The sequence below is a fragment of the Kitasatospora sp. NPDC101176 genome (genome assembly GCF_044768035.1).
Classification (GTDB): Bacteria; Actinomycetota; Actinomycetes; order Streptomycetales; family Streptomycetaceae; genus Kitasatospora.
The window spans coordinates 222,749-247,932 of the sequence record NZ_JBIWPA010000001.1 but is presented as its reverse complement, the minus strand read 5'-3'; the positions used below and the strand labels follow the sequence as shown (position 1 = coordinate 247,932).

The window sequence follows — 25,184 nt, the reverse complement described above, 5'->3', positions numbered from 1 at the left end:
CCCGCCGGACGTCCCTCGGGGGCACCGGCGAGCCGTCCTCCGGCCGCCGGGTGCCGGCTGCGGAGGCCGGGAGCCGGGTGGACGCCCGGCTCGGCCGAGGGGATGATCAACTCGACCGCCACGCAGCGTCGTTGATCGACACCACTGTGAGCTGCACGACAACCCGCCCGGCAGAGTTGTCCGTTCACGGACGGTCTGCCTAGCCTGCAACGGCCGTCCGCCACGCGGACCCCGCCGCCGGGACGCCGAGTCCCGTCCACCCGCCGGCGGGCAACCGAGGACCACAGTGGACGGGAGCGGGGGAACCAAGGTCAGCGCCCGGCCCGCACGCTCTCCCGCGTGCGGGTCGCGGCTAGGGGTGAAGCCGCTCCCACCGGCGGCCGGGCAACTGCAGCCCGAACCCGACAGCTCACCTCGCAGGCGTCGCAGAGGACACCCCATGCACCAGCCTGCCCTCCGGCGCCGCACGCCGCGCCACGCCCGCCCGGCCCACCGGGGCCGCCTCGCCGCCCTCGCCGCCACCGGGGCGGTCGCCGTCAGCGGTGCCGGTCTGCTGGGCCTCCCGGCGACCGTCGCCGCCCACGCCGCCACCACCCCGACCGTCACCCAGGACCGGCTGGCCCCCGCGACGATGGTCGCCAACAAGGCCGCCACCGCCTCGCTGACCGTCCACTCCTCGGCCTGCGTCACCGCGAAGACGGTGGGTGTGGGCGTGCGCGACGCGCGCGGCACCAACCTGGACTTCCCCGGCAACCTCTCCAACGTGCAGATCTGCCCGAGCGGGCTGTCCTTCACCAGCGGTGCCCGCGCGCTGCCGGCCGGGACGTACAGCCAGTTCGGCTTCTGGCAGGACCTCGGCGGCGCCTGGCACAACCTGCCCTCGCAGCAGCTGGTGGTCTCCGGCACGGCGACCCCGACCCCGGCTCCCACCGCGACCCCCACCGCCACCCCGACGCCGTCCCCCACCGGCACCCCCGGTGCCACGGCGAGCCCCTCGGCGGGCACACCGGCCTCCCCGGTCGCGGGCAAGGCGCTGACCTGGTCCGACGAGTTCAACAGCTCGATCACCTGGGGCTCGCGCTGGGTCGGTGACAAGAGCACCGCCTACAGGTACGGGAACCACAACCCGGACGACAACAAGCTCGACCTGCTGAACAAGAACAACGTCAGCGTCGCCAACGGGGTCGCCACCTTCACCGCCGCGCCGAGCGGCACCACCCTGGAGAACGGCAAGCAGGCCTGGAACGCGGGCTTCCTGACCACCGAGGGCTCCAGCGAGGGCTTCCAGGTCAAGACCGGCGACTACGCCGAGACCCGGGTCAAGCTGCCGTCCGGTTCCGGCGCCTGGCCGGCCCTGTGGACCTGGAAGAACGGCAACGGGGAGATCGACTCCTTCGAGTACCACCCCGACAACCCGAACCTGCTGGAGCTGACCAACCACGTCAACCCCGGCAACGCCAAGTACTACACCGACGCCAGTGCCGTCGCGAAGGACCAGTGGGTGACGATCGGCACCTACTACGGCGCCAACTCGGTCGACTGGTACGTCAACGGCGTCAAGGTCTTCTCGGACGGCAAGGGCGTCGGCGCCAACTGGTCGGCGTACCTGATCCTCAACCTCTCGGTCTGCGCGGGGCAGTACCACCCGGCGCCGCAGGGGACCACGCCGCTCAGCATGGCCGCTGACTACGTCCGGGTCTACCGCTGACGCGTGAGCCGTCGGGTCCAGCCGCTCGGGCCCGACGGCTCACGTGATCACCGCCGGCAGCCCGTTCCCGGCTGCTGACGCCCGAGCGCCCGGGGCCGACCACTCGGCCCCGGGCGCTCGGGCGTACCGGCTCAGTCGTTGGTCGTCTCGACCACCCTGATCTCGAACGGCTTCCGGTTGTTGGTCTCGTCCTTGTCGTCCGCGCTGCGCACCGCGACCCAGCCGCCCTGGAGCGGGCCGAGCGGGAGGTCGGGGGAGAGCCGGACCGGGACGAGCGCGGTCGCGCTGCGCCCCGACTTCAGCCCCGCCGGGAAGACACAGCGCACCCGGTGGCCGTTCTGGAACACCTCGCAGTCCTCGGGGAAGAACGGCTCCTCGGGGGTGACCCCCTCCGGCAGGGTGACCACGACGGTGAACGGCGAGGCGGTGGTGTCGGGGCCGCCGTTCCCGACGAAGGCGTGGATCGTCGTGCTGCCGCCGGGCGGAGCGGGGTCCGGGTCGATCCGGACCACCTCCAGGTCGGAGTTCGAGGGTTTGACCAGGGTCGCGCCGACGTCCACCACCGGCCGCGGCTCGGGGCGGCGCAGCGCCCAGGACGGCCCGGCGGCCAACACCGCCACCGCGCAACCCGCCGCCACCACGGCGACCAGCCCGACCCCACCGGATCCCCGACGCCCCGTACTCCTGCGTTCCATCGCGACTCACCCGTGCCCTTGCGCTCCGGCGGCCCGCGCCGTCGCGCGCCGCGCCCGCACCCAGGGTGGCGGGGCGGCCGCCGGGGGCCCGGACAACCCGCCAGCCGTTCGCCTGGACGGGCGCACCGGTGCACCGGAAGTCGGCCCGTCGGACCTCCGGCGCACCGGGAGAGGGGCTGAGCCCGTTCAGGGAGCCAGGACCTGCCCCAGCCGGGCCGCGATGTGGTGCATCACCGGGACGAGCGCGGAGGCGCCGGCCTGCTCCTCCAGCGCGCGGATCCGGGCCTCGGGGCCGGAGACGGAGAGCGCGGTGGGCGTGGGCGCGCCCGGTACGGCGAGCGCGATGCAGCGCACGCCGATCTCCTGCTCCTGGTCGTCGACCACGTAGCCGCGCTCGCGCGCCTCGGCGAGCTGCTCCAGCAGCTCCTGCGGGTCGGTGACGGTGTACTCGGTGTGCGCGGGCAGCGGGTTGGGGCCGAGGACCGCGCGCGCCTCCTCCTCGGGCAGCTGGGCGAGCAACGCCTTGCCGACGCCGGTGCAGTGCGGCTGCACCCGCCGGCCGACCTCGGTGAACATCCGCATCGAGCGCCGCGACTGCACCTGCCCGACGTAGACCACCTCGCCGCCCTCCAGCACCGCCAGGTTGGCGGTCTCGCCGGTGGCCTCCATGAGTTCGGCCAGGTAGGGGCGGGCCCAGCTGCCGAGCAGGCGGCCGGCCGTCTCGCCGAGGCGGATCAGCCGGGGGCCGAGGGTGTAGCGGCGCGCGGTGTCCTGGCGCACATAGCCCTGCTGGACGAGGGTACGAACCAGGCGGTGGATGGTCGGCATCGGCAGGCCGGAGCTGGTGGAGAGCTCGCTGAGCGTGGCGACACCACCGGAGTCGGCCAGCGCCTCCAGGAGCTGGAAGGCGCGCTCGACGGACTGCACGCCGCCGCTCGCGCGGTCGGTGCCCGTCGTCGATGCTGTGTCGGGGGTCGCAACCACCGGCGTTCCCTTCGCTGTCGGGGAGGAGTAGAGTCCCGGCGATCACATCAACAAACCGTTGAAATTCTGTATCGCGGAAACTAGTCTCCACCTTACAGAATCGAACCCGCCGACAGGTGGGTTCCGATCAAGGAAGTTCCCACCGGAGCTCCCTTCGCCAGGCTCAACCGCTTAGGAGTGTCCTGCCCATGGCTACAGATCAGGGACCCGTCGGCGCCTCTCCCGCCGCTCCGGTCGTCACTGTCGCCGGTCCGCGCGTCCACCGGGCGGAGGAGGTGCTCACCCCGGAGGCCGTCGCCTTCGTCGTGGGCCTCCACCGCACGTTCGAGGCGCGCCGACAGGAACTCCTGGCCCGACGAAAGACCCGCCGGGCGGAGATCGCGCAGGCCGGCACGCTGGACTTCCTCCCCGAGACCGCCGACGTCCGGGCCGGCGACTGGAAGGTCGCCGAGGCGCCCCGCGCCCTCCAGGACCGCCGGGTCGAGATCACCGGCCCCACCGACCGCAAGATGGTCATCAACGCCCTCAACTCCGGGGCGCGGATCTGGCTCGCCGACTTCGAGGACGCCACCTCCCCGACCTGGGAGAACGTGGTCAGCGGCCAGATCAACCTGATCGACGCCTTCGAGGGCCGGATCGACTTCACCACCCCGGCCGGCAAGTCCTACGCGCTCAAGCCGGCCGCCGAACTCGCCACCGTCGTGGTCCGCCCGCGCGGCTGGCACCTCGACGAGACGCACCTGCTCGTCGACGGCACCCCGGTCGCCGGCGCCTTCCTCGACTTCGGCCTGTACTTCTTCCACAACGCCGCGCGGCTGATCGCCAAGGGCGCCGAGGACCCGAACTCCGGCCCGTACTTCTACCTGCCGAAGACCGAGAGCCACCTCGAGGCCCGGCTCTGGAACGACGTCTTCACCCACGCCCAGGAGCGGCTCGGCATCCCGCACGGCACCATCCGGGCCACCGTCCTGATCGAGACCATCACCGCCGCGTTCGAGATGGACGAGATCCTCCACGAACTGCGCGACCACGCCGCCGGCCTCAACGCCGGACGCTGGGACTACCTGTTCTCGATCGTCAAGAACTTCCGCGACGCCGGCGAGCACTACATCCTGCCGGACCGCAACACCGTCACCATGGCCTCGCCGTTCATGGCCGCCTACACCCGGCTGCTGGTGCAGACCTGCCACCGCCGCGGCGCCCACGCGATCGGCGGCATGGCCGCGTTCATCCCCAGCCGCAAGGACCCCGAGGTCAACGCCGCCGCCCTGGAGAAGGTCAAGGCGGACAAGGACCGCGAGGCCGGCAACGGGTTCGACGGCTCCTGGGTCGCCCACCCCGACCTGGTGCCGGTCGCCCGCGCCTGCTTCGACGCGGTGCTCGGCGAGCGTCCCAACCAGAAGGACGACCCCGGTCCGGCCGAGCCCGTCACCGCCGCCCAGCTGCTCGACATCGCCGGCGCCGGCGGCACCTGCACCCGTGCCGGCCTGCACAACGCCGTCCAGGTCGGCGTCCGCTACATCGAGGCCTGGCTGCGCGGCCTCGGCGCGGTCGGCATCTTCAACATGATGGAGGACGCGGCCACCGCCGAGATCTCCCGCTCGCAGATCTGGCAGTGGATCCACAACGGCGTCGTCCTGACCGACACCGGCGAGAAGGCCACCGCAGAGCTGGTCCGCACCCTGGTCGCCACCGAGCTGGCCGAGCTCCGGGCCGAACTGGGCGAGGACGCCTACGCCGGCGGCCGCTGGCGCGAGGCCGCCCAGCTCTTCGAACAGGTCGCCCTGGCCGAGGAGTTCGCGGACTTCCTGACCCTCCCCGCGCTCCCCCTGCTGGGCTGAGCCCAATCTATCCGCCGACGCCACCGCTGCCGCCTGCCAGGCTGTAGCAGTCCCGCCGGCCCATTGCTCCGTTCCGTACGGCGACGAATCCACCTGTCCTCTCGTCGTCGTACGGGACGGCCCTTCCCGGTGAGGAGTTCACCCGTGGCACGCATCTTCTTCAACGGCCAGGCCATGGTCGGCGGCCCCTTCCACGCCAAGGTCGCCGACGCGCTGGTCGGCCCGGCCCGTACCGCCCCCGGCTACCGGTTCTTCGCCATCGACGTCGACGGGGAGAAGGACGTCTGCCCCGGCCTGCTGGCCGACTCCGGCGTCGACAGCGCGATCGTGGGCGAGCTGTACGACATCTCCCTGGACCACCTGCGCGACGTCATCCTCCCCGGCGAGCCGCGCGAGCTGGAGCTCGGCGTGATCAAGCTGGAGGACGGCTCCGCGTGCCTGTCCATGCTGCTCGCCCGCGGTGAGCTGGAGCGGGGCGTCCACCGAGAGATCACCCACCACGGCGGCTGGCGCGCCTACCTCGCCACGCTGGGCCGCACGGCCTGAGGCGAGGCGTCCGAGGTGTCCGGATGTCCGGGGCGTGCCGGGCGCGGGGTGGGCAGCCGGCGGCGAACAGGCGACAGTCGACGGATAACAGCAGACAGATGGCAGCGGACAGATAACAGCCGACAGATAACAGATGATGAAAGTTGTCAGCTGAAATCTGTTCGCCGAACGCTGTCACCCGCCCCGCAGCCGCCGCCCCGCCCCGCAGCGACCGCCGCCGCCCCCGTCACCCGCCGCCCCTGCCCTCCACCAACGCGTCGCCCAGCCCGTTGCGCCGGTACAGGACGCGGTGGCCGTGCCGGGTGCGGTCCAGCAGACCCGCCGAGGCGAGCGCGCCGAGGTGGCGGCTGACCGCGCCCGGGGTGACCCCGAGCCGCTGCGCCAGCTCCGTGGTGCTCGCCGGGGTCGCCAGCATCGCCAGCAGCCGGGCCCGCGGCGCCCCGATCAGCCCCGCCAGCGCCGCGTCCGCCCGGGCCGGCCGCCGGGTGCCCAGCCCCTCCGCCATGGTCGCCTTGCCGCGCGCCGGATAGCAGACCAGCGGCGGCCCCGCCTGCGTGACGTCGGTCTGCGCGCCCAGCCCGAACAGCGTCGGTATCAGCACCAGCCCCCGGCCGGCGACGTCGACCGTGGTGCCCACCGCCTTCACCGCCGGGTGCGGGTCGACGAGCCGCAGTACCCCGGCGTGCCAGGTCAGCCTGGTGTCGAGGTCGGCGAACAGCCCCTCCGCCCCGCGCTCCGAGAGCATTCGCCCCCGGTAGGCGATGTCCGCCTCGAGGACCGACCGGGCGCGCGGCCACCAGGCCGGGGCGAGGCACCGCGTCCAGTAGGCGTCCAGGGCCTCGGCCGTCCGTCCGGCCAGCTCCACCGGGTCGTCGATCAGCGCGGCCAGCGCCGGCGGCAGCGGGCTGGGGTTCCCGCCGCCGCGGTACGCCTCCAGCACGTCGGCCCGCACCACCTCCGCGGGGGTGGCCGCCAGACGCGTCAACTCGGCGGCGAAGTCGGGGCGGGGGCCGAGCGGACGCGGTGTGAGGAAGTCCGGTACGAAGCCGACCGGAGCGATCATCGCCTCCAACAGCGCGGTGTCCAACGTCTCGTAGCGGTCCTGCCAGCCGGCGATCCACGGCTGCTGCTCGGGGTAGCGGCCGGGCGAGCGGCGGGCGCGCAGGCTCAACACCGCCTCCTGCAGGGCGGAGTAGCCGAACCAGGTGGCGGCGAGGTCGTCGACGCCCAAGTGGAACTCGAACATTGACCGTAACGGTAAAAGAGTTCCGCCGCGCTGGGAAGCCCGCTGTCCTACTGCCATGACCTCCACCGCGGTGCGCCGCTCCGCCGTCCGCCGGCTGCTGCCGGCCGATCCACTGCTGCGCAGGCTCGCCCTGATGAGCCTGGTGAACACCATCGGCAACGGCCTGTTCGTCACGGTCGCCGTGCTGTTCCTGACCCGTTCGGTGGGCCTGACCCCTGGTCGGGTGGCGCTGGGGCTGAGCGTGGCCGGCGTCTGCGGGGTGTGCGCCGGGGTGCCGATGGGCCGGCTGGCCGACCGGGTCGGCAGCCGTCGGCTGTTGCTGGTGGTCGGGCCGCTGGAGGCGCTCGCCGTCCTCGGCTACGCCTTCGTTCACTCCTTCGCCGCCTTCGTGGCGCTGGCCTGCGTGGCGACGGTGCTGGAGCGCGGTGCGGCGGCGGTGCGCAGCGCGCTGATCGCCCGCACGCTGCCCGCCGAGAGCCAGGTGCGCTCGCGGGCGCTGCTGCGCTCGGTGATGAACGCGGGGCTGGTGATCGGTTCCAGTGGTGCGGCGCTGGCACTGCAGGCCGACAGCTACGCCGGGTACGTCACCGTGATGACCCTGGACGCCGTGACCTTCCTGGGGGCGACGGCGTTGCTGGCGGGCCTGCCCGACGAGCAGCTGACGGAGCGTCAGAGTGCATCCGCGAAGGCTCCGGTGGCGCGGCGGCGGACGGCGCTGCGCGACCGCCGCTACCTGCTCGTCACCGCGCTGCACGCGGTGCTGGAGCTCCAACTGCCGGTGCTCACGGTGGCAATCCCGTTGTGGATCGTGCTCGCGACGGACGCGCCGGCGGCGGTGGTCGCGGCCGTCGACGTGGTCAACTGCCTGCTGGTGGTGGTGTTCCAGGTCCGGGCGAGCCGTGGTGTGGACGACGTCCGCTCGGCGGCCCGGGCCTGCGCCCGGGGCGCGCTGCTGCTGGCGGTCGGCTGCCTGTGCTACGCGGCGGCCCGGCACGGTTCGGCCGCTCTGGCGGCGGGGGTGGTCCTGGCCGGGGCGCTGGTGCACAGCCTCGGTGAGCTCCTCACCTCCGCGGGCGGCTGGACCCTGAGCCTGGACCTGGCCGATCCGCGCGCCCACGGCGAGTACCAGGGCGTGTTCATGAGCGGCCAGGCGGCGGCCCACGTGATCGGCCCGATGGTGGTGGCCCTGACCGTGGTCGACCACGGCGTGGCGGGCTGGGTGGTCCTGGCGGGGCTGTTCGTCCTCGCGGGTACCGCGTTCCCGGTGGTCACCCGGCGCGCGGCGCGGCCGGCCGCCGTCCACTGACCGGGAAAGCGACCTCGGGAAAGCGACCTCGGGAAAGCGACCTCGGGGAAGCTGCCCCCGGGGAGAGCGGGCACCCGGAGGGGAAGCGGCCCCCGGGGAGAGCGGGCACCCGGAGGGGAAGCGGCCCCGCACGGGAGAGCGCCCCCGGGCCCCCACAGATCGTCCGACCCGCTCCTCACGGGGGTGGGAGCGGGTCGGAGACACGCCGCGGCCCCGAACCCTCGCCGTGGGTCCGGGGCCGCGGTCCGCTCGCCGGCCCGAGGGGCCGGTTCGCGGAGTCCGGGTCACGCACCGTCCCTGGGCGGCCCGGAGTTCGTGGGGTGTCACACGGGTCGGGCGGCGAGCTCCTTGGCGGCGCGGGCGCAGGCACGGGCGATCCGGTCCTCGTTGACGGTGGTGAGCTCGCCCTTCTCGACGACGGCGTTGCCGTTGACGAAGAGGACGGCCAGCGGCGGCAGGGCGCCGAGGGTGAGCGCGGCGACCGGGTCGGCGATGGAGGAGTGCATGACCCCGTCGACCTTCCACAGCGCGAGGTCGGCGAGCTTGCCGGCCTCGATCGAGCCGATCTCGTTCTGGCGGCCGAGCACCCGGGCGCCGCCCATGGTGCCCAGGCGCAGCGCCTGGCGGCCGGTGAGGGCGGTCGGGTAGCCGTGCAGGCGGTTGATCAGCAGGGCGTTGCGCAGTTCGGTGCCGAGCTCGCCGGACTCGTTGGAGGCGGTGCCGTCCACGCCGAGGCCGACCGGGACACCGGCCTTGAGCATGTCGGGGACACGGGCGATGCCGGCGGCGAGGCGGGCGTTGGAGGACGGGCAGTGGGCGACGCCGGTGCCGGTCTCGGCGAACTTGGCGATGTCGGAGTCGTTCATGTGGACGCAGTGCGCCATCCAGACGTCCTCGCCGAGCCAGCCGACGGACTCGAAGTAGTCGGTCGGGCCCATGCCGAACAGCTCCTTGCAGAACTGCTCCTCCTCGGCGGTCTCCGAGCCGTGGGTGTGCAGCCGGACGCCCTTGCGGCGGGCGAGTTCGGCGGACATCCGCAGCAGGTCGGTGGAGACGGAGAAGGGCGAGCAGGGCGCGATGGCGACGTGCAGCATCGAGCCGAACGAGGAGTCGTGGTAGCGGTCCACGGCGGCCTCGGAGGCGGCCAGGATGTCGTCGAGCTTCTCGACCGCGTGGTCCGGCGGCAGGCCGCCGTCCTTCTTGCTGCGGTCCATCGAGCCGCGCAGCGCGGTGAAGCGCAGGCCGAGCTCCTGGACGGCCTCGATGGAGGCGCCGAGGACGTCGCCACCGTCCTTGGGGAACACGTAGTGGTGGTCGGAGGCGGTGGTGCAGCCGGACTTCAGGAGCGCGGCGGCGGAGCCCTGGCTGGCGGCGTGGACGAGCTTCTCGTCGATCCGGGCCCAGGTCGGGTAGAGGGCGACGAGCCAGTCGAAGAGGATGTCGTCCTGGGCGAGGCCGCGGGTGATCCACTGGTAGAAGTGGTGGTGGGTGTTGACCAGGCCGGGGGTGATCAGGTGGCCCTCGCCGTTGATCCGGCGCACCACGTTGTCCAGCCACTGGGGGGCGGGGCCGTCGCCGACCGACTCGATCCGGTTGCCGAGGATGACCACGTGGCCGCGGGCGTACTCGGTGTCGTTGGCGTCGACGGTCGCGATCGCGACGTTCTCGATGACGATCCGCTGGTCGGCGGGCGGGGGCTGGACTGCCATGGTGTTACTCCTATGGGGGAGGGCCGGGAGGGGCGCAGGTCGAGCGGCGTGCGCCCCTCCCGGGCCGGTCAGGACGGTGTCGCCGTCGGCACCGTCGCGCCGGGGGCCTGGCCGGACCCGGTCCGGCGGGCGGCCCCGACGTGGTGGAAGAGCAGGTTGAGCAGGACGGCCATCACGCAGCCGGCCGAGATCCCGGAGTGCATCAGGGTCCGGACGGCCTCGGGGAAGGAGTCGTAGAACGTCGGCACCGCGATCGGGATGATGCCGACGCCGAGCGAGACCGACACCAGGATGGTGTTCGAGCTGGACTCCATTCCCGCCTCCGCGAGGGTGCGGATACCGCTCGCCGCGACGGTGCCGAAGAGCACGATCCCGGCGCCGCCCAGGACGGGCTGCGGTACCAGCGAGACGACCGATCCGAGCACGGGGAAGAGCCCGAGCAGGATCAGGATGCCTCCGCCGGCCGCGACCACGAAGCGGCTGCGGATCTTCGTCAGCGCCACCAGCCCGATGTTCTGGGCGAAGGCGCTGGCGGCGAAGCCGTTGAAGACCGGGCTGAGCGCGGTGGCCAGCCCGTCGGCGCGCAGGCCGGCGGCGAGGGTGGGTTCGTCGGCCTCGCGGTCGACGATCTTGCCGAGGGCGAGCATGTCGGCGGTGGACTCGGTCATGGAGACCACCATGACGATGCAGAGCGAGGCGATCGCGGCGGCGTCGAACTGGGGTGCGCCGAAGTGGAACGGGGAGGGGAGCGCGAAGACCTTCGCGTCCCGGACCGCGCCGAAGTCCGCCAGGCCCAGCGGGAGGGCGATCAGGGTGCCGAGCGCCAGGCCGAGCAGGAGGGACAGCTGCTGCCAGAACCCGCGCAGCAGCCGGTTGAAGAGCACCACCGCGACGAGGGTGATCGCGGCGAGGCCGATGGCCCGCATGGAGCCGTACCCGGGGGCGCTCGGCGATCCGCCGCGCGCCCAGTTGACCGCCACCGGGAGCAGGGACACCCCGATGAGGGTGATCACGGTGCCCTGGACGACCGGTGGGAAGAACCGGATGAGCTTGCAGAAGTACGGTGCCGCGAGGAAGCACAGGAGCCCCGCGACGATCACCGCTCCGAAGATCACCGGGAGGGCGTCCTTCGGTCCGTGTTCCTGGGCGATGGCGATCATGGGTGCGACCCCCGCGAAGGAGACGCCGTTCACGAACGGCAGTCGCGCCCCGATCTTCCAGACGCCGAGGGTCTGGAGCAGGGTGGCCAGTCCGGCGGTGAACAGGCTGGCCGATATGAGCAGGGCGAGTTCGCCGGGGGAGAGCCCGACGCCGGCGCCGACGATGAGCGGGGGTGCGACGACTCCCGCGTACATCGCGGCGACGTGCTGCAGTCCGGTGGAGACGAGCTTCACCGGGGGCAGCACCTCGTCCACGGGGTGGGTGCCGGACCCGGGTGACGTGCCGGCGTGGGCCGACGCGTCGCCCGGGCCGGGCGTTCTCGCTGGGGTGGAACCGCCGTCTTTGCTGCTGGTGCTGGGTGCCATGTCGAGCCCCTCTTGTGCTCGTGACTCCCGGCGCGCCCGTGGCGCTGGAGACTGGCCGGTACTGCGGTGGCCGAGGGCGGGACGGCGGTGCAAGGGTCCCTCGGCCGGCCTCTCCGGTGCCCCGGGCCGGCCGCCGCGAGGCGAACACGAACTCCGGTGGGTGGGGGTGGAGAAACTGGTGGTGCCGGTGGTGCGGGTACTGCCGTCCGCCCGGACTCGACCGGCCGTAGGGGGCCGGAGGGTGCGGCGATTCCGGGCGGTGTCCATGGGGTGGGGGGAGGTCAGACGACCGGGATGACCGGTACGACGCCCTCGCGGTGCACGGTGCCCTCGATGAGGCCGTACATGCGGTCCGCGGCGTAGTAGACCTCGTTGTCGTTCTTGAGGCCGAACGGCTCCAGGTCGACGAGGAAGTGGTGCTTGTTCGGCAGTTCGAGGCGGACCTCGTCCACCTCGGCGCGGTTGTTCAGGACCCGGGTGCCCATCGAGTGCAGGGTCTGCTGCAGCGAGTAGGAGTAGGTCTCGGCGAACGCCTCCAGCATGTGGCGCCGCACGTGGGTGTAGGAGCGGTTCCAGTTGGGCTGGGCCTCGCCGTCACGGCCGCTGTACCCGTACTTCCAGCGGGCGGTGACCTGGGTGGCGAGGATGCGGTCGTACGCCTCCTGCAGGGTGGTGTACTTGTCCTTGATGTAGCCCCAGAACTCCGAGTTGGTGGAGTTCATGACGATGAGGTCCTTCAGGCCGGAGATGACCTGGACGGACTCGCCGTCGTAGACGACCTCGGTGGTGCGGGTCTCCTGGCCGTTGCGGACGAAGGAGTGGCCGACCTCCTCCGAGCCGATGAAGCGGGCCGAGTTGTCCGGCGTCTTGATCCGGTCCCAGGCGTACTCCTCGATCCGGATCCGGGCGCTGTGCACGACGCCGCGCTCGGTGTCGTCGACGAAGTGGCGCGCCAGGAGGATGCCGAAGGCCTCGGCCGACTCGATCCCGTACTCCTTGGCGAAGGCGTACACGGTGTTCTTGGTGGTGTCGGTGGGGAGGCAGTTGGCGTTCGAGCCGGTGAGGTGGACGTCCTCGAACTCACCCTGGAGGGAGACCGAGACGTTCAGGTCCTTGATCTCGTGCCGGGTGGAGTCGCGGTAGATCCGCACGATGCGGTTCTCCGCCTTGCCGTACTGGTTCTGACCGAGCACGTGGGCCATGACGTGGCTCCTAAATGCTTCCAGGTCGGTCTACTAGCTTCCGCGGTAGACCGAGTATCCGAACGGGTTGAGCAGCAGCGGCACGTGGTAGTGGTGCTGCGCGGGCGCGACCGTGAAGACGATCGAGACCTCGGGGAAGAACGGCGTCTCCTCGGACTTGCGCGCGTAGTACGCGGCGGTGTCGAAGAGCAGCCGGACGACCGAGCCCGCCTCCACGGCCGGCAGGTCCTTGGCCCGGCCGTCGGAGTCCGTGGCGGAGGTGCCGAGCACCTGCCAGCCACCCTCGGTGTGCAGTGCGAGCTCGACGGGGACACCCTCGGCCGGGCGGCCGAGGCTGGTGTCGAGCACGTGGGTGGAGATGCCAGTCATGGGTGAAGTGACCTTACTGATGGCAGAGGTGATGCTGCGTCGGTGAATCCTGACGGTACGTCAGGCGTGCCCCGGCGGGCGTGTTCCGCGGGGCGCGGGTCCGGGTGCGGACCGGGTGCGGACCCGGCTGTCGGTCCGGGCGCGGGTCCGGTCGGGTGCGGCCGGAGGTGGGACCGGGATCGCCGGATCCGCGCCCGCCGGGCCCGCCCGGTGCCGTCAGGACTCGTCGAGCAGCCGGTTGAGCCGGATGTCGTTGATCTTGCGCAGCTCGCCCCGGACGATCTCCGCCTCGACGGCGGGGTCGTTGGGGTGGCGCTCGCGCAGGGCGGCGAGCATCGTGGCCGCGGTGCGGCCGGTCGCGCAGATCAGGAACACGTGGCCGAACTTGGCCTCGTAGGCCGCGTTGGCCTCGTGCAGTTCGTCGAGGAGCGCTCGGTCCACGCCCTGGATGCCGGCCTGTTCCCGCTCGGAGGTGGCGTCGCCCGCCTTGGGCTTGCCGATCCGGGCGTGGCCGGCCATCGCGTCGTGCAGGTCGGAGACCGTGAGCGAGGCCATCGCCGCCGCGTTGGCGGCGAGCAGGCTCTCGCGGTCGGACCAGGGCTCGGCCTGCGCGACGGCGTCGGCCCAGCCGGGGCTGGAGCAGATCTCCAGCAGGATCGCCTTCAGGTCCGCGGCGTCGGCCGCGGCCAGGGCGTCAAGGGCGTGGGGGTGGTTGGTCACAGGTGGACCTCCTGAAGAGTGGTGCCACCCGCACAAGCTAGATCCACCCCACCCGGCCGTCAACACTTTGTTGAACGGTTGGTGGTTATGTTTTGAACCGGCCTCCGTCGCCGGGCCGTTTCGTGTGCGATTCGCCAAGTGTGCCCCGCCGGGGGCTGATCCAGACTGGCCGTACCGGCGGGGTTCACCCGTCCGGAGGGCCTCCGGTCGGGCGATTCGACAGCGTCGGACCGGTGGCGGTCAGGAGGACTTCGAGCCGTCCTGGCGGTTGAGGTAGTTGTACACGGTGAAGCGGCTGACGCCGAGCGCCGAGGCGACCGTCTCGACCCCGTGCCGGACGGTGAAGGCGCCGCGCTCCTCCAGGAGGGCGACGACCCGCTGCTTCTCCCAGCGGTCCAGCTCGGCCAGCGGGCGGCCGTCGAACTGGCGGCCCATCTCGGCCAGCAGTCGGTCCAGCGCACTGCTCAGGTGCGGCAGCCGGACGGCGAGGGCCGGGGCGCCCTCCCACTCCAGGACGACGTCCTCGGACTTCGCCTCGTCCAGCGGGACGGGCGTCGCGCCGACCGCGTCCAGCAGTGGCTTTATCGCCGCCGCGAGCGGGTGTTCCAGGTGCTCGGTCACGGCGCACCGCCCTCCTGGCCCAACACGCTGACCTGGACGGAGATCCGGGTCGCGCCGGCGTCCAGGGTCTCCCGGAGCAGCTTGGTCACCGCGTCGAGGACCTGCTGGGCCTCGCCCTCGGCGCCGGTCCCGAAGGGGCCGACCGACACGGCCAGGCCGGCCTCGTCGACGACCTTGCGAGCCGCCGCGGCGTGCTCGGGGAACGTGTCCAGTTCGAACGGTTCTGTCGTGAACTCCACCATCAATCGCACGTGCTCACTGTAGCGATCGGCGGTGCGGGCGGGCAGGGGCTGGTCGATCGAACAGTCGCGGTGCTGGTGGGGGAGTCGCCCCGGGGCTTCTTCAACAAAATGTTGCGGCGGTCTTGACACCCGCTCGACGGGCCGGACATGCTTCCACCAAGCAGAATCCCTCTTCCGGATCGTGGAAGTTGAGGATCTCGGAAGAGAGTGAGAGGTGAGTGACGTGACGGCCGCTTCCCGGCACAGCTTCACGGTCAACCTGTCGATCCTGTTCAGCGAACTGCCGCTGCTGGAGCGCCCCGCCGCGGCCGCCGCGGCCGGCTTCACCGCCGCCGAGCTCTGGTGGCCCTTCGGGGCCGACGCCACCCCGGCCGAGGCCGACCTGGACGCGCTCCGCAAGGCCTTCGGCGACGCGGGCGTGCAGCTCACCGGGCTCAACTTCCTGGACGACCTGACCCTCGGGGTGCGCGGGACCGTCTCGGTCCCGGCCGAGAAGGACCGCTTCCGGGCCAACGTCCCGGTGGCCGTGGCGCTCGCCGCCTCGCTCGGCACCAAGGCGCTCAACGCGCTCTACGGCAACCGCGTCGAGGGCGTCGAGCCCGCCGAGCAGGACGCCCTCGCGCTGGAGAACCTGGTGATCGCCGCCAGGGCCGCCCACGAGGTCGGCGCCATCCTGCTCGTCGAGGCGCTCAACGAGGCCGAGTCCCCCGACTACCCGCTGGTCTCCGCCGCCGCGGCGGTCGAGGTGGTCGACAAGGTCAACGCCGTCACCGGCCTGGGCAACGCGAAGTTCCTCTGCGACCTGTACCACCTGGCCAGGAACGGCGAGGACCTGCCGGCCGTCATCGACGCCTACGCCGACCGCTTCGGCCACGTGCAGATCGCCGACACCCCGGGCCGCAACGAACCCGGCACCGGCGACCTGGACTTCGAGGACCTCTTCACGCGGCTCACCGCCGCCGGGTACACCGGCCGGATCGGCCTGGAGTACCGCCCCTCCACCGGCGTCAGCGCCGACAGCTTCGGGTGGCTACCGCGCGAGCACCGCGCCGCCGAGTAGCGCCGCCGGGCCCGCCGCCCCGCAAGCCCCCCGCCTCCCCACTCCACGAACGACGTAAGGAACGACGCGATGAGCCGCAAGATCGCCTTCATCGGCCTCGGCATCATGGGCAGCCCGATGGCCGCCAACCTGGTCAAGGCCGGCCACCACGTCACCGGCTACAACCTCACCCAGCCCCAGATCGACGCGCTGGTCGCGGCCGGCGGTCACGGCGCCTCCTCCATCGCGGACGCGGTGAAGGACGCCGAGGTCGTCATCACCATGGTCCCGGCCGACCCGCACGTCGAGCAGGTCATCCTGGGCGAGGGGGGTGTCCTGGAGAACGCCAGGCCCGGCACCCTGGTGATCGACATGTCCTCGATCACCCCGCAGACCTCGATCAAGGTCGAGGCGGCCGCCAAGGAGAAGGGCGTCCGCACCCTGGACGCCCCGGTCTCCGGCGGCGAGGCCGGTGCCGTCGAGGCCGTCCTGTCGATCATGGTCGGTGGCGAGGCCGCCGACTTCGCCGAGGCGAAGCCCCTGTTCGACGCCCTGGGCACCACGGTCGTCCACGTCGGCCCGGCGGGCGCCGGCCAGACCGTCAAGGCCGCCAACCAGCTGATCGTCGCCGTGAACATCCAGGTGCTCGCCGAGGCCGTGGTGTTCCTCGAGAACGCCGGCGTCGACCTCGCCGCCGCGCTGGACGTGCTCGGCGGCGGCCTGGCCGGGTCGACCGTGCTGAACCGCAAGAAGGCGAACATGCTCAACCGCGAGTTCGCCCCCGGCTTCCGCATCGACCTGCACCACAAGGACATGGGCATCGTCACCGACGCCGCCCGCGCCGTGGGCGCCGCGCTGCCGGTCGGCGCCGTGGTGGCCCAGCTGGTCGCCTCCGCCCGCGCCAACGGCGACGGCTCGCTCGACCACTCGGCGCTGCTGCGCGGCGTCGAGCGCCTCTCGGGCCGCGAGGTCAAGTAACACCCCCGGGGGCTCCCCGCGAGCCCCCCACCGACTCCTCCTGGTGGCGTGTACCTCATCCGGTCGTGCCCGCGCCACCAGGAGGCCATGCCCGACCGGCGTGCGGGACCGGGGCTCATCCGCCCGCCCGCCGGTCGAACCAACCGGTGATGCGCACACTCCCTGTCGGGGGCACTTCGGTCGTGCCTGTTGCGCTTCGCCTGGCCCCCTCCCCGCCGAGGGGAGCCCCTCGTACGTCGGAAGCGGGACGAGGGGAACGGCGGGGAGGGGGTCGCACCCCGCGTCCGGACGGCCGGGCGGCGTGCCGCGGCTCCGCGGGCGCAGCGCCCTTGACCGCGGGCGCACGTTCTCCGCCCGGAGGCTCGCACCCCCGCAGCACCCGGGCACATGCTTGGCACACGCCGGCGAAACCTCGCCGCACCCGTACGGAAGTGAGGACCACACCATGCCCGTCACCCCCCACCAGGGCCACGTGGTCGTAGCTCCCGACAAGTTCAAGGGCACCCTGGAGGGCGCCGAGGTCGCCGCCCGGATCGCGGCCGGCATCCGGCGCGCCGCGCCCGGCGTCGAGGTGCGCGAACTGCCCGTCGCCGACGGCGGCGAGGGCACCCTGGCCGCCGCGCTCGCGGCCGGCTTCACCCGCGTCCCGGCCAAGGTGGCCGGTCCGACCGGCCTGCCCGTGGACGCCGCGCTCGCCGTCCGCGGCGACACCGCCGTGGTCGAGCTGGCCCAGTCCTCCGGACTCGCCAGGCTCCCCGGCGGCCGCACCGCCCCGCTGGCGGCCGGCTCCTACGGGGTCGGCCAGCTGATCGGCCGGGCCGTGGCGCTCGGCGCCGAGCGGATCGTGCTCGGCCTCGGCGGCAGCGCCTGCACCGACGGCGGCGCGGGCATGGTCCAGGCGCTCGGCGTGGGCCTGCGGGACGCGGACGGCGCCGAACTGCTGCCGGGCGGGGCCGCGCTGCGCAAGCTGGCGCACATCGACCTCGGGCCGCTGGCCGACGCGCTGACCGGCGTCGAGATCGTGGTCGCCTGCGACGTGGACAACCCGTTGCTCGGCCCGCGCGGCGCCACCGCCGTCTACGGGCCGCAGAAGGGCGCCGACGGCGAGGACCTGGTGGTCCTCGAGGAGGGGCTGACCCGCTTCGCCGACGAGGTCGCCCTGGCCACCGGGCGCGACGTCCGCGAGGCCCCCGGCGCCGGGGCCGCGGGCGGGGTGGGGTTCGCCGCCCTCGCCCTGCTCGGCGCCACCATGCGACCCGGTATCGAGCTGCTGCTCGAACTGCTGGGTTTCGACGAGGCCGTGCGTGGGGCACGCCTCGTCGTGACCGGCGAGGGCTGCCTGGACGCGCAGACGCTCCACGGCAAGGCCCCCGCCGGCGTCGCCGCGGCGGCCACCCGGGCGGGGGTTCGGGTGGCCGCTGTGGCAGGGCGGCTGGAACTCTCCGAGCCCGAGTGGCGGGCCGCCGGCTTCGCCGACGCCGTCGCCCTCACCGACCTGGCCGAGCAGCCGGGGGACAGCATGACCAGGGCCGGCGAGCTCGCCGAGGTGGCGGGGGAGCGGCTGGCCGGCCGCCTGCTGACCGGCTGACCACTCGTACGTTCCTCCATTGACGTTTTGTTGAAGACGGGCCTAGGCTCCCGGCAATCCTTCGGTTCCCCGGCCCGGACCCCCTCAGGCACCCACCCCCAACTCCCAGGTTTCGGAGGTCCCCCATGCCTTTCAGCCAGCCAGCGGTGATCCGCTCCCGACGGGTGGTCCTGCCCGACGGCGAGCGCCCCGCCGACGTGCTGATCCGGGACGGGAAGATCGAGCAGATCGCCACCCACGGCTCGCTCCTCGCGGGCGACCGCCCCGACGTCGCGGGCGGCCTCACCGACCTCGGCGACACCGCCCTGCTGCCCGGCCTGGTCGACACCCACGTGCACGTCAACGAGCCCGGCCGCACCGAGTGGGAGGGCTTCGCCACCGCCACCCGGGCCGCCGCGGCCGGCGGCGTCACCACGATCATCGACATGCCGCTCAACTCCATCCCGCCCACCACGACGGTGGACGGACTGGTAGCCAAGCGGAAGACCGCCGAGGGCCAGGCCTGGGTCGACCTCGGGTTCTGGGGCGGCGCCGTGCCCGGCAACGTGCCGGACCTCGAACCCCTCCACCGCGAGGGCGTGTTCGGCTTCAAGAGCTTCCTCGCCCCTTCCGGCGTCGACGAGTTCCCGCACGTCGAGGCCGCCGACCTGGAGGCCGCGCTGGCCGAGCAGGCCCGGATCGGGGCACTGGCGATCATCCACGCCGAGGACCCGGCCGTCCTGGCCGCCGCACCGCAGCAACCCGGCGTCCACTACCGGGACTTCCTGGCCTCCCGCCCGGCCGACGCGGAGACCGCCGCCGTCGCCGACCTGCTGGACACCGCCCGGCGCACCGGCGCCCGCGTCCACATCCTGCACGTCTCCTCCGCGGCCGTGCTGCCGCTGCTGCGCCAGGCCCGCGAGGACGGCGTGCGCGTCACCGCCGAGACCTGCCCGCACTACCTGACCCTGGCCGCCGAACAGGTGCCGGACGGCGACACCGCCTTCAAGTGCTGCCCCCCGATCCGCGACGAGGGCAACCGGGACCGGCTCTGGGAGGCCCTGGCGAACGGCGAGTTCATCGCCGTCGTCTCCGACCACTCCCCCTCCACCCCCGACCTCAAGCTGCTGCCCGAGTACGGCGGCAGCGGCGACTTCGCGGCCGCCTGGGGAGGCATCGCCTCGCTGCAGCTCGGCCTGCCGGCGATCTGGACCGAGGCCCGCCGCCGCGGCCACGGCCTGGTCGACGTGGTCCGCTGGATGTCCGGCGGACCGGCCGAACTGGCCGGCCTCACCGCCACCAAGGGCGCCATCGCGGTGGGCCGCGACGCGGACCTGGTCGCCTTCGACCCCGACGGCGAGTTCGCCGTCCACGCCGCCGGACTGCACCACCGCAACCCGGTGACACCGTACGCGGGCCGGACGCTGACCGGCGTGGTCCGCACGACCTGGCTGCGCGGCCGCGTGGTGGACACCGGCGCCGAGCCCTTCGGCCGCCAGCTCACCCGGCCCGCCGCCGACCCCACCACCCCGACCGATCGCCCGTCCTGAGGAGACTCCGTGACCCCTGCCGACACCCCGAGCGCTCCCTTCACCGAGCTGGTCGACCTGGCCTCGCGGCTGCTGGGTGCGGGCGTCGTCGCCACCAACGAGGACACCTTCGCCGACGCCGAGAACCTGCTGGTCGCCAAGCCCGCCGAGTTCCGCCCGCACACCTTCGGCCACAAGGGCCAGATCATGGACGGCTGGGAGTCCAAGCGCCGCCGCGGCGTCAGCGCCGACCAGCCGCACCCCACCGACCAGGACCACGACTGGACGATCGTCCGGCTCGGCGCCGCCGGTGTGATCCGCGGCCTCGTCGTGGACACCGCGCACTTCACCGGCAACTACCCGGAGAGCGCCTCGGTCGAGGCCGCCTCCGTCCCCGGCCACCCCTCGCCCGGGGAACTGGCCGGCGCGGAGTGGACCACCCTCGTCCCGCGGACCCCGCTCCAGGGCGACACCGCCCACGAGTTCGCCGTCGAGGACGCCGCCCGCTACACCCACGTCCGGCTCAACATCTTCCCGGACGGCGGCGTGGCCCGGCTGCGGGTGCACGGCGAGGTGCTGCCCGACCCGCGCGAACTGGACGGCCTCACCTTCGACCTGGCCGCCCAGGAGTACGGCGGCGTGGCCGAGGCGGCGTCCGACCGCTACTTCTCCTCCCCGCACAACCTGAACGCTCCCGGTCGCGCCTCCGTCATGGGCGAGGGCTGGGAGACCCGGCGTCGGCGCGACAAGGCCAACGACTGGGTGCAGATCGCCCTGGCCGGGGGCGGTGAGGTCCTGGCCGCCGAGGTGGACACCACCCACTTCGTCGCCAATGCCCCCGGCTGGGCCGACCTCGTCGGCTTCGACGCCTCGACCGGGGCGGACCCGGCCGACGGCGAGTGGTTCGAGATCCTGCCCCGCACCCGCCTGCAGCCCGACACCCGGCACCGCTTCCGGCTCGACGTCGGCCGCCCGGTGACCCACGTGCGCATCAACGTCTACCCGGACGGCGGCCTCGCCCGGCTCCGTCTCACCGGCCGCCTCACCGAGTCCGGCCGTGCGGCCCTCGCGCTGCGCTGGTTCGACGCCGTCCCGGCCGCCGAGGCCGCCGCGGCCCTCACCGAGGCCGGCCTGAGCGCCGAGGAGGCCGCCGCGCTGGCCGCCGCCCGCCCGCTGGCCGACCAGGCCGCGGTCACCGCCGCCGTCGCGGCGCTCCAGCCCGCCGACGGCCCCGACGGCGAGCACTCGTCCCGCCGCCGCTCGGCGCTCTGGCGCCTGCTCGGCATCTGACGGCGCCCCGGGCGGGCCCCGGCGCCCGCCCGGCGGCCGTCAGACCACTCTCCGCACCGCCTTTATCGACACCTGAAGGACCCTCCATGTCCAAGAACCTGACCACGGAGTCCGGCGCCCCGGTCGCCGACAACCAGAACTCGGCCTCGGCCGGCGAGTACGGCCCGCTGCTGATCCAGGACCAGCAGCTGCTGGAGAAGCTGGCCCGCTTCAACCGCGAGCGCATCCCGGAGCGCGTCGTGCACGCCCGCGGCTCCGGCGCCTACGGCTACTTCGAGGTCACCGACGAGGTGTCGCAGTACACCCGCGCGGACTTCCTCGCCGAGGTCGGCAAGCGCACCGAGGTCTTCCTGCGCTTCTCCACCGTGGCCGGCAACCTGGGCTCCAGCGACGCGGTGCGCGACCCGCGCGGCTTCGCGCTGAAGTTCTACACCGAGCAGGGCAACTACGACCTGGTCGGCAACAACACCCCGGTGTTCTTCATCAAGGACCCGATCAAGTTCCCCGACTTCATCCACTCGCAGAAGCGCGACCCGTTCACCGGCGTGCAGGAGGCGGACAACGTCTGGGACTTCTGGGCCCACTCGCCCGCCTCCACCCACCAGATCACCTGGCTCTTCGGCGACCGCGGCATCCCGGCCTCCTACCGCCACATGAACGGCTACGGCTCGCACACCTACCAGTGGGTCAACGCCCAGGGCGAGGCCTTCTGGGTCAAGTACCACTTCAAGACCAACCAGGGCATCCGCTCGCTGGACGGCGACCAGTCCGCCGAGGTGCTCGGCGCCGACGCCGACTCGCACCAGCGCGACCTGCACCAGGCCATCGAGCGTGGCGTGTTCCCGTCCTGGACCCTCTACGTCCAGCTGATGCCGGTCGCCGAGGCCGCCGACTACCGCTTCAACCCGTTCGACCTCACCAAGGTGTGGCCGCACGCCGACTACCCGCTGGTCAAGGTCGGCCGCCTGGTGCTCAACCGGAACCCGGAGAACGTCTTCGCCGACGTCGAGCAGTCCGCGTTCTCGCCGAACAACTTCGTGCCCGGCATCGGCCCCTCCCCGGACAAGATGCTCCAGGGCCGCCTGTTCGCCTACGCGGACGCCCAGCGCTACCGCCTCGGCGTCAACCACACCCAGCTGCCGGTGAACGCCCCGCGCGCCACCGAGGCGAACAACTACGGCCGCGACGGCCTGCACGCCGTCAACAAGTCCGGCCGCGGCAAGAACTACGAGCCCAACTCGTACGACGGCCCGGCCCAGACCGACGACGCGCTCGCCGCGCCGGTCAAGCTGAACGGCTACACCGGCACCTACACCACGCCCGCCCACACCAAGGACGACGACTTCTTCCAGGCGGGCGAGCTGTACCGGCTGATGTCCGCGGGCGAGAAGACCCGCCTCATCAACAACATCGCGGGCTTCCTCGCCCAGGTGACCCGCGACGACGTCGTCGAGAAGAACCTCGCCCACTTCCACGCCGCCGACGAGGAGTACGGCGCCCGCCTGGAGGCGGCCGTCGCCAAGCTGCGCGCGGGCGACGAGGGCTGACACCCGGGCGGCGGCCGCGCGGGACGGCGGTACCCGCGCGGGACCGGCCGACCGACTGACTGACGCACCCTCACCGGTCGCCGGGGCCCGCACCCCGGCGGCCGCACGACGGGCTCCTCCCCCCAGGGCAGTGGGGGAGGGGCCTGTTCGTGTACGCCCGGCCTGCCGGGCGCGGACGGCGGCGGTCGGCGGCGGGGCGGGGGTGGCCGGGGGTGGGCTGGGAGCCGGCTGGGCGGCGGCTGGGAGTTTCCTGGGGATCCGCTGGGAACGGCTCCACGGAATGTTCACGGAGTTTCACGGACCTCGCCTGCCGGAGCCCCCGGGTCGATAGGCTGGACGGTGCCCGCGGTCGCTCCGTGGGGGGACATCGGAAGGGGACGACATGTCGACACCAGCCCCGGGTCGCCACGCCGCGCCGGACCAGGGTCAGAGCAGCCCGTTCACCTCCCTGCAGTACGCCCTCAGACTGCTGGAAGCCGTCGACCGCCACCCCGACGGGGCCACCCTGGTGGCCCTCGCCCGGGAGACCTCGCTCGGCCTGCCGACCGTCCGGCAGCTGGCGGAGATCCTCGAGATCGAGGGCTATCTCCAGTGCCAGGACGGCGGTTGGGTGCTCGGCGGCACCTTCGCCCTGCTCGGCCAGCACAACCGGGAGCAGCTGGTGAAGGCCCGGCTGAACCGCAAACTCGCTGAGCTGCGCGATGAGTTGGGCGCAGCCGTCTACTTCAGCCGTTACCACGACGGGGAGTTGACCGTCGAGGCCGTCGCCGCGGCCGACTACGCGCCCGCGGTGCAGGAGTGGGTGGACTTCCGGGCCACCGCGCACGCCAGCGCGATCGGCAAGTGCCTGCTCAGTCAGCTCGACGTGGACGGCCGTCGCGACCACCTCTCCCGGCACCCCGTCGCCCGGCTCACCTCCCGGACGGTCACCGACGCCGACCAGTTGATGCACCGGCTGGAGCGGCAGCCGGCCACCGTGCCGGTGCTGGACATCCAGGAGTACGCGCTCGGCACGGTCTGCGCGGCCGTGCCCGTGACGGCGGGCAGCACGGTGGGCTGCCTGGCGACCTCGATGCCGGTGGACAACGTGCACCGGCTGAGGGCCGCGGCGGAACTGCTGGCGGCCAGGGCGGCGCCGTTGATGCTGGCGATGGCGGTCTGAGCGCCGCGGTCGCCCCCGTGGGCCCCGCCGGATCCGAGTGATCCGGCGGGGCCCCGCGCGTTCGTGGGGTCGGGTGGCCGGAGCGATGTTCCGCAGCAGCCCTTCCCGGCCGTGTTTCGCGGGCCGTCCGGCGGTGCACATCACTTATTAGACTCGATGTCGATAAGAGTCGCCGAAACCCTTGTCCCGGTCACTACCCGCGAGTACGTTTCCCTGAGCCGAGCCGCCGCCCCCAGGTCAGGAGGGCCTGCCATGCCCCGAACCACCCCCGTTCCCGCCCTCGCCGCAGACGCCGCCCGCGTGCACGACAGCCTCGTCCTGGAGCCCCGGGACGTCCGCTTCGACTGGTCCCGGCTGCCGCTGCACTGGATCCCCGACGAGCCGATGGCCACCCACGTGATCAACGTGCTGCACCTGCTGCTGCCCGAGGGCGAGCGCTGGTTCGTCAAGGTGTTCAAGGAGGCGCTGCCGCTGATCCGCGACGAGCAACTGCGGGAGGAGGTCCTGGGGTTCATCGGGCAGGAGGCCATCCACGCCGAGGCCCACCAGGAGGTCCTCGACCACCTGCTCGGCCAGGGGCTCGACCCGCGCCCCTACGTCCGGCAGATCTCCTGGCTGTTCCAGCGCGTCCTCGGCGACAAGCCCGGGCTCTCCCCGGCCCGCCGGCGCGAGAACATCATCGAGCGGGTCGCCTTCATCGCGGCGATCGAGCACTTCACGGCCTTCCTCGGGAACTGGGCGCTCAACTCCCCGGGCCTGGACCGCGCCGAGGCCGACCCGACGATGCTCGACCTGCTGCGCTGGCACGGCGCCGAGGAGGTCGAGCACCGCAGCGTCGCCTTCGACCTGATGGTCCACCTCGACCCGGGCTACCTGCGGAGGGTTCGCGGCATGGCCGTCTCCGGGCCGCTGCTGGTCCACCTCTGGGTGCGCGGGGCCCGCTTCCTGCTCGCCGCCGACCCGACGCTGAACGGCCGGCTCAAGCCCACCTGGCGGGAGGCGGGGCGGATCGCCAAGCGCGGCCTGCTGCCCGACCCGCTCCAATCGGTCCGCTCCGGCCTGCGCTACCTGCGGCCCGGCTACCACCCCACCCAGGAGGGGTCCTCCAGCCAGGCCCTCGGCTACCTCGCCACCTCCCCGGCCGCCCGCGCCGCCGCGGGTCGCTGAGGAGTGGCGGGGGAGGACGGGTTTCAGCTGACATATTTCAGCGAACAGAGAACGTTATCTGTTACCTGTTATCTGTTCGCTGAAATCTGAACTCTGTGATCTGTTCGCAGAAGTCCGCCCGCCCAACCCCGCCGCCTGCCGTGACCCCCGCCCGCCTGCCGTTCCCACCCCGCCCTGACGCCAAGGACCG

The 25,184-nt window shown here is 72.8% G+C and carries 21 protein-coding genes, 1 pseudogene and 1 riboswitch; of the genes and pseudogenes, 12 read left to right on the top strand and 10 right to left on the bottom strand.

The genetic code is table 11. The annotated features are described in order from the left end of the window. The first annotated feature begins 272 nt into the window (after positions 1 to 272). A riboswitch (cyclic di-AMP (ydaO/yuaA leader) is annotated at positions 273 to 431 on the top strand. Between the two features lie 8 nt (positions 432 to 439). Beyond that, positions 440 to 1,708, top strand: coding sequence for a hypothetical protein (locus ACIRS1_RS01000; RefSeq protein WP_402835799.1), 1,269 nt, complete (start codon positions 440 to 442; stop codon positions 1,706 to 1,708). A 131-nt stretch (positions 1,709 to 1,839) separates the two neighbouring features. On the opposite strand, the gene ACIRS1_RS00995 is transcribed toward ACIRS1_RS01000, so the two are convergent. Beyond that, positions 1,840 to 2,403 carry a hypothetical protein gene (locus ACIRS1_RS00995; protein ID WP_402835797.1) on the bottom strand — a complete coding sequence of 188 codons (564 nt, stop codon included), beginning with the start codon at positions 2,401 to 2,403 and terminating at the stop codon, positions 1,840 to 1,842. 186 nt (positions 2,404 to 2,589) lie between these two features. Next, a complete protein-coding gene (locus ACIRS1_RS00990; RefSeq protein WP_360213960.1) occupies positions 2,590 to 3,387 on the bottom strand; it encodes an IclR family transcriptional regulator in 798 nt (265 codons plus the stop codon). Positions 3,388 to 3,575: 188 nt separating this feature from the next. Here ACIRS1_RS00990 and aceB point away from each other — a divergent pair, with 188 nt between their 5' ends. Next, positions 3,576 to 5,228, top strand: a complete 1,653-nt coding sequence (aceB, locus tag ACIRS1_RS00985) for a malate synthase A (RefSeq protein WP_387897237.1) — start codon at positions 3,576 to 3,578, stop codon at positions 5,226 to 5,228. A 144-nt stretch (positions 5,229 to 5,372) separates the two neighbouring features. After that, the gene (locus ACIRS1_RS00980) at positions 5,373 to 5,774 is read left to right on the top strand and encodes a gamma-glutamylcyclotransferase (protein ID WP_387897239.1); all 402 of its coding nucleotides are present in this window, start codon (positions 5,373 to 5,375) and stop codon (positions 5,772 to 5,774) included. 226 nt (positions 5,775 to 6,000) lie between these two features. Here the strand turns inward: ACIRS1_RS00980 and ACIRS1_RS00975 are convergent, their stop codons facing one another. Then, positions 6,001 to 7,020, bottom strand: coding sequence for an ArsR/SmtB family transcription factor (locus ACIRS1_RS00975; RefSeq protein WP_402835794.1), 1,020 nt, complete (start codon positions 7,018 to 7,020; stop codon positions 6,001 to 6,003). 55 nt (positions 7,021 to 7,075) lie between these two features. Here ACIRS1_RS00975 and ACIRS1_RS00970 point away from each other — a divergent pair, with 55 nt between their 5' ends. Beyond that, on the top strand, positions 7,076 to 8,326 hold the full coding sequence (locus ACIRS1_RS00970; protein ID WP_402835792.1) for an MFS transporter: 1,251 nt from the start codon (positions 7,076 to 7,078) through the stop codon (positions 8,324 to 8,326). Positions 8,327 to 8,649: 323 nt separating this feature from the next. Here ACIRS1_RS00970 and ACIRS1_RS00965 read toward each other — a convergent pair whose 3' ends face one another. From ACIRS1_RS00965 to ACIRS1_RS00935, 7 genes are all read right to left on the bottom strand, one after another. Beyond that, on the bottom strand, positions 8,650 to 10,035 hold the full coding sequence (locus ACIRS1_RS00965; protein WP_360213970.1) for an 8-oxoguanine deaminase: 1,386 nt from the start codon (positions 10,033 to 10,035) through the stop codon (positions 8,650 to 8,652). A 68-nt stretch (positions 10,036 to 10,103) separates the two neighbouring features. Next, on the bottom strand, positions 10,104 to 11,561 hold the full coding sequence (locus ACIRS1_RS00960) for a nucleobase:cation symporter-2 family protein (RefSeq protein WP_360213972.1): 1,458 nt from the start codon (positions 11,559 to 11,561) through the stop codon (positions 10,104 to 10,106). A 281-nt stretch (positions 11,562 to 11,842) separates the two neighbouring features. After that, positions 11,843 to 12,763 carry a factor-independent urate hydroxylase gene (pucL, locus tag ACIRS1_RS00955; protein WP_360213974.1) on the bottom strand — a complete coding sequence of 307 codons (921 nt, stop codon included), beginning with the start codon at positions 12,761 to 12,763 and terminating at the stop codon, positions 11,843 to 11,845. A gap of 33 nt (positions 12,764 to 12,796) precedes the next feature. Next, the gene (gene uraH, locus ACIRS1_RS00950) at positions 12,797 to 13,132 is read right to left on the bottom strand and encodes a hydroxyisourate hydrolase (RefSeq protein ID WP_350602013.1); all 336 of its coding nucleotides are present in this window, start codon (positions 13,130 to 13,132) and stop codon (positions 12,797 to 12,799) included. 216 nt (positions 13,133 to 13,348) lie between these two features. Beyond that, entirely contained in the window at positions 13,349 to 13,852 is a 504-nt protein-coding gene (gene uraD, locus ACIRS1_RS00945; RefSeq protein ID WP_360213976.1) for a 2-oxo-4-hydroxy-4-carboxy-5-ureidoimidazoline decarboxylase, read from the bottom strand. A gap of 240 nt (positions 13,853 to 14,092) precedes the next feature. After that, positions 14,093 to 14,473, bottom strand: a complete 381-nt coding sequence (locus tag ACIRS1_RS00940; RefSeq protein WP_402835788.1) for a helix-turn-helix domain-containing protein — start codon at positions 14,471 to 14,473, stop codon at positions 14,093 to 14,095. Then, positions 14,470 to 14,715 (bottom strand): thiamine-binding protein, encoded by a 246-nt coding sequence (locus ACIRS1_RS00935; RefSeq protein WP_360214040.1) that lies wholly within the window; start codon positions 14,713 to 14,715, stop codon positions 14,470 to 14,472. Before ACIRS1_RS00935 ends, ACIRS1_RS00940 begins: the two co-directional genes overlap by 4 nt. Before the next feature lie 214 nt (positions 14,716 to 14,929). On the opposite strand from ACIRS1_RS00935, the gene ACIRS1_RS00930 reads away from it, so the two are divergent. From ACIRS1_RS00930 to ACIRS1_RS00895, 8 genes and pseudogenes are all read left to right on the top strand, one after another. After that, a complete protein-coding gene (locus tag ACIRS1_RS00930; protein ID WP_402835786.1) occupies positions 14,930 to 15,775 on the top strand; it encodes a TIM barrel protein in 846 nt (281 codons plus the stop codon). 69 nt (positions 15,776 to 15,844) lie between these two features. Continuing rightward, the gene (locus ACIRS1_RS00925) at positions 15,845 to 16,732 is read left to right on the top strand and encodes a 2-hydroxy-3-oxopropionate reductase (RefSeq protein WP_360213982.1); all 888 of its coding nucleotides are present in this window, start codon (positions 15,845 to 15,847) and stop codon (positions 16,730 to 16,732) included. 445 nt (positions 16,733 to 17,177) lie between these two features. Next, positions 17,178 to 18,320 carry a glycerate kinase gene (locus tag ACIRS1_RS00920; RefSeq protein WP_402835783.1) on the top strand — a complete coding sequence of 381 codons (1,143 nt, stop codon included), beginning with the start codon at positions 17,178 to 17,180 and terminating at the stop codon, positions 18,318 to 18,320. Between the two features lie 125 nt (positions 18,321 to 18,445). Continuing rightward, positions 18,446 to 19,849, top strand: a complete 1,404-nt coding sequence (allB, locus tag ACIRS1_RS00915) for an allantoinase AllB (protein ID WP_402835781.1) — start codon at positions 18,446 to 18,448, stop codon at positions 19,847 to 19,849. A gap of 9 nt (positions 19,850 to 19,858) precedes the next feature. After that, positions 19,859 to 20,905, top strand: a pseudogene (gene alc / locus ACIRS1_RS00910) (allantoicase); the annotation flags it as partial. A gap of 299 nt (positions 20,906 to 21,204) precedes the next feature. Continuing rightward, positions 21,205 to 22,665 (top strand): catalase, encoded by a 1,461-nt coding sequence (locus tag ACIRS1_RS00905; RefSeq protein ID WP_360213990.1) that lies wholly within the window; start codon positions 21,205 to 21,207, stop codon positions 22,663 to 22,665. A gap of 382 nt (positions 22,666 to 23,047) precedes the next feature. After that, positions 23,048 to 23,827 carry an IclR family transcriptional regulator gene (locus tag ACIRS1_RS00900; protein ID WP_402835779.1) on the top strand — a complete coding sequence of 260 codons (780 nt, stop codon included), beginning with the start codon at positions 23,048 to 23,050 and terminating at the stop codon, positions 23,825 to 23,827. A gap of 252 nt (positions 23,828 to 24,079) precedes the next feature. Then, positions 24,080 to 24,994: a metal-dependent hydrolase gene (locus tag ACIRS1_RS00895; protein WP_402835777.1), complete on the top strand. Its 915-nt coding sequence runs from the start codon at positions 24,080 to 24,082 to the stop codon at positions 24,992 to 24,994. Positions 24,995 to 25,184 lie beyond the last annotated feature (190 nt).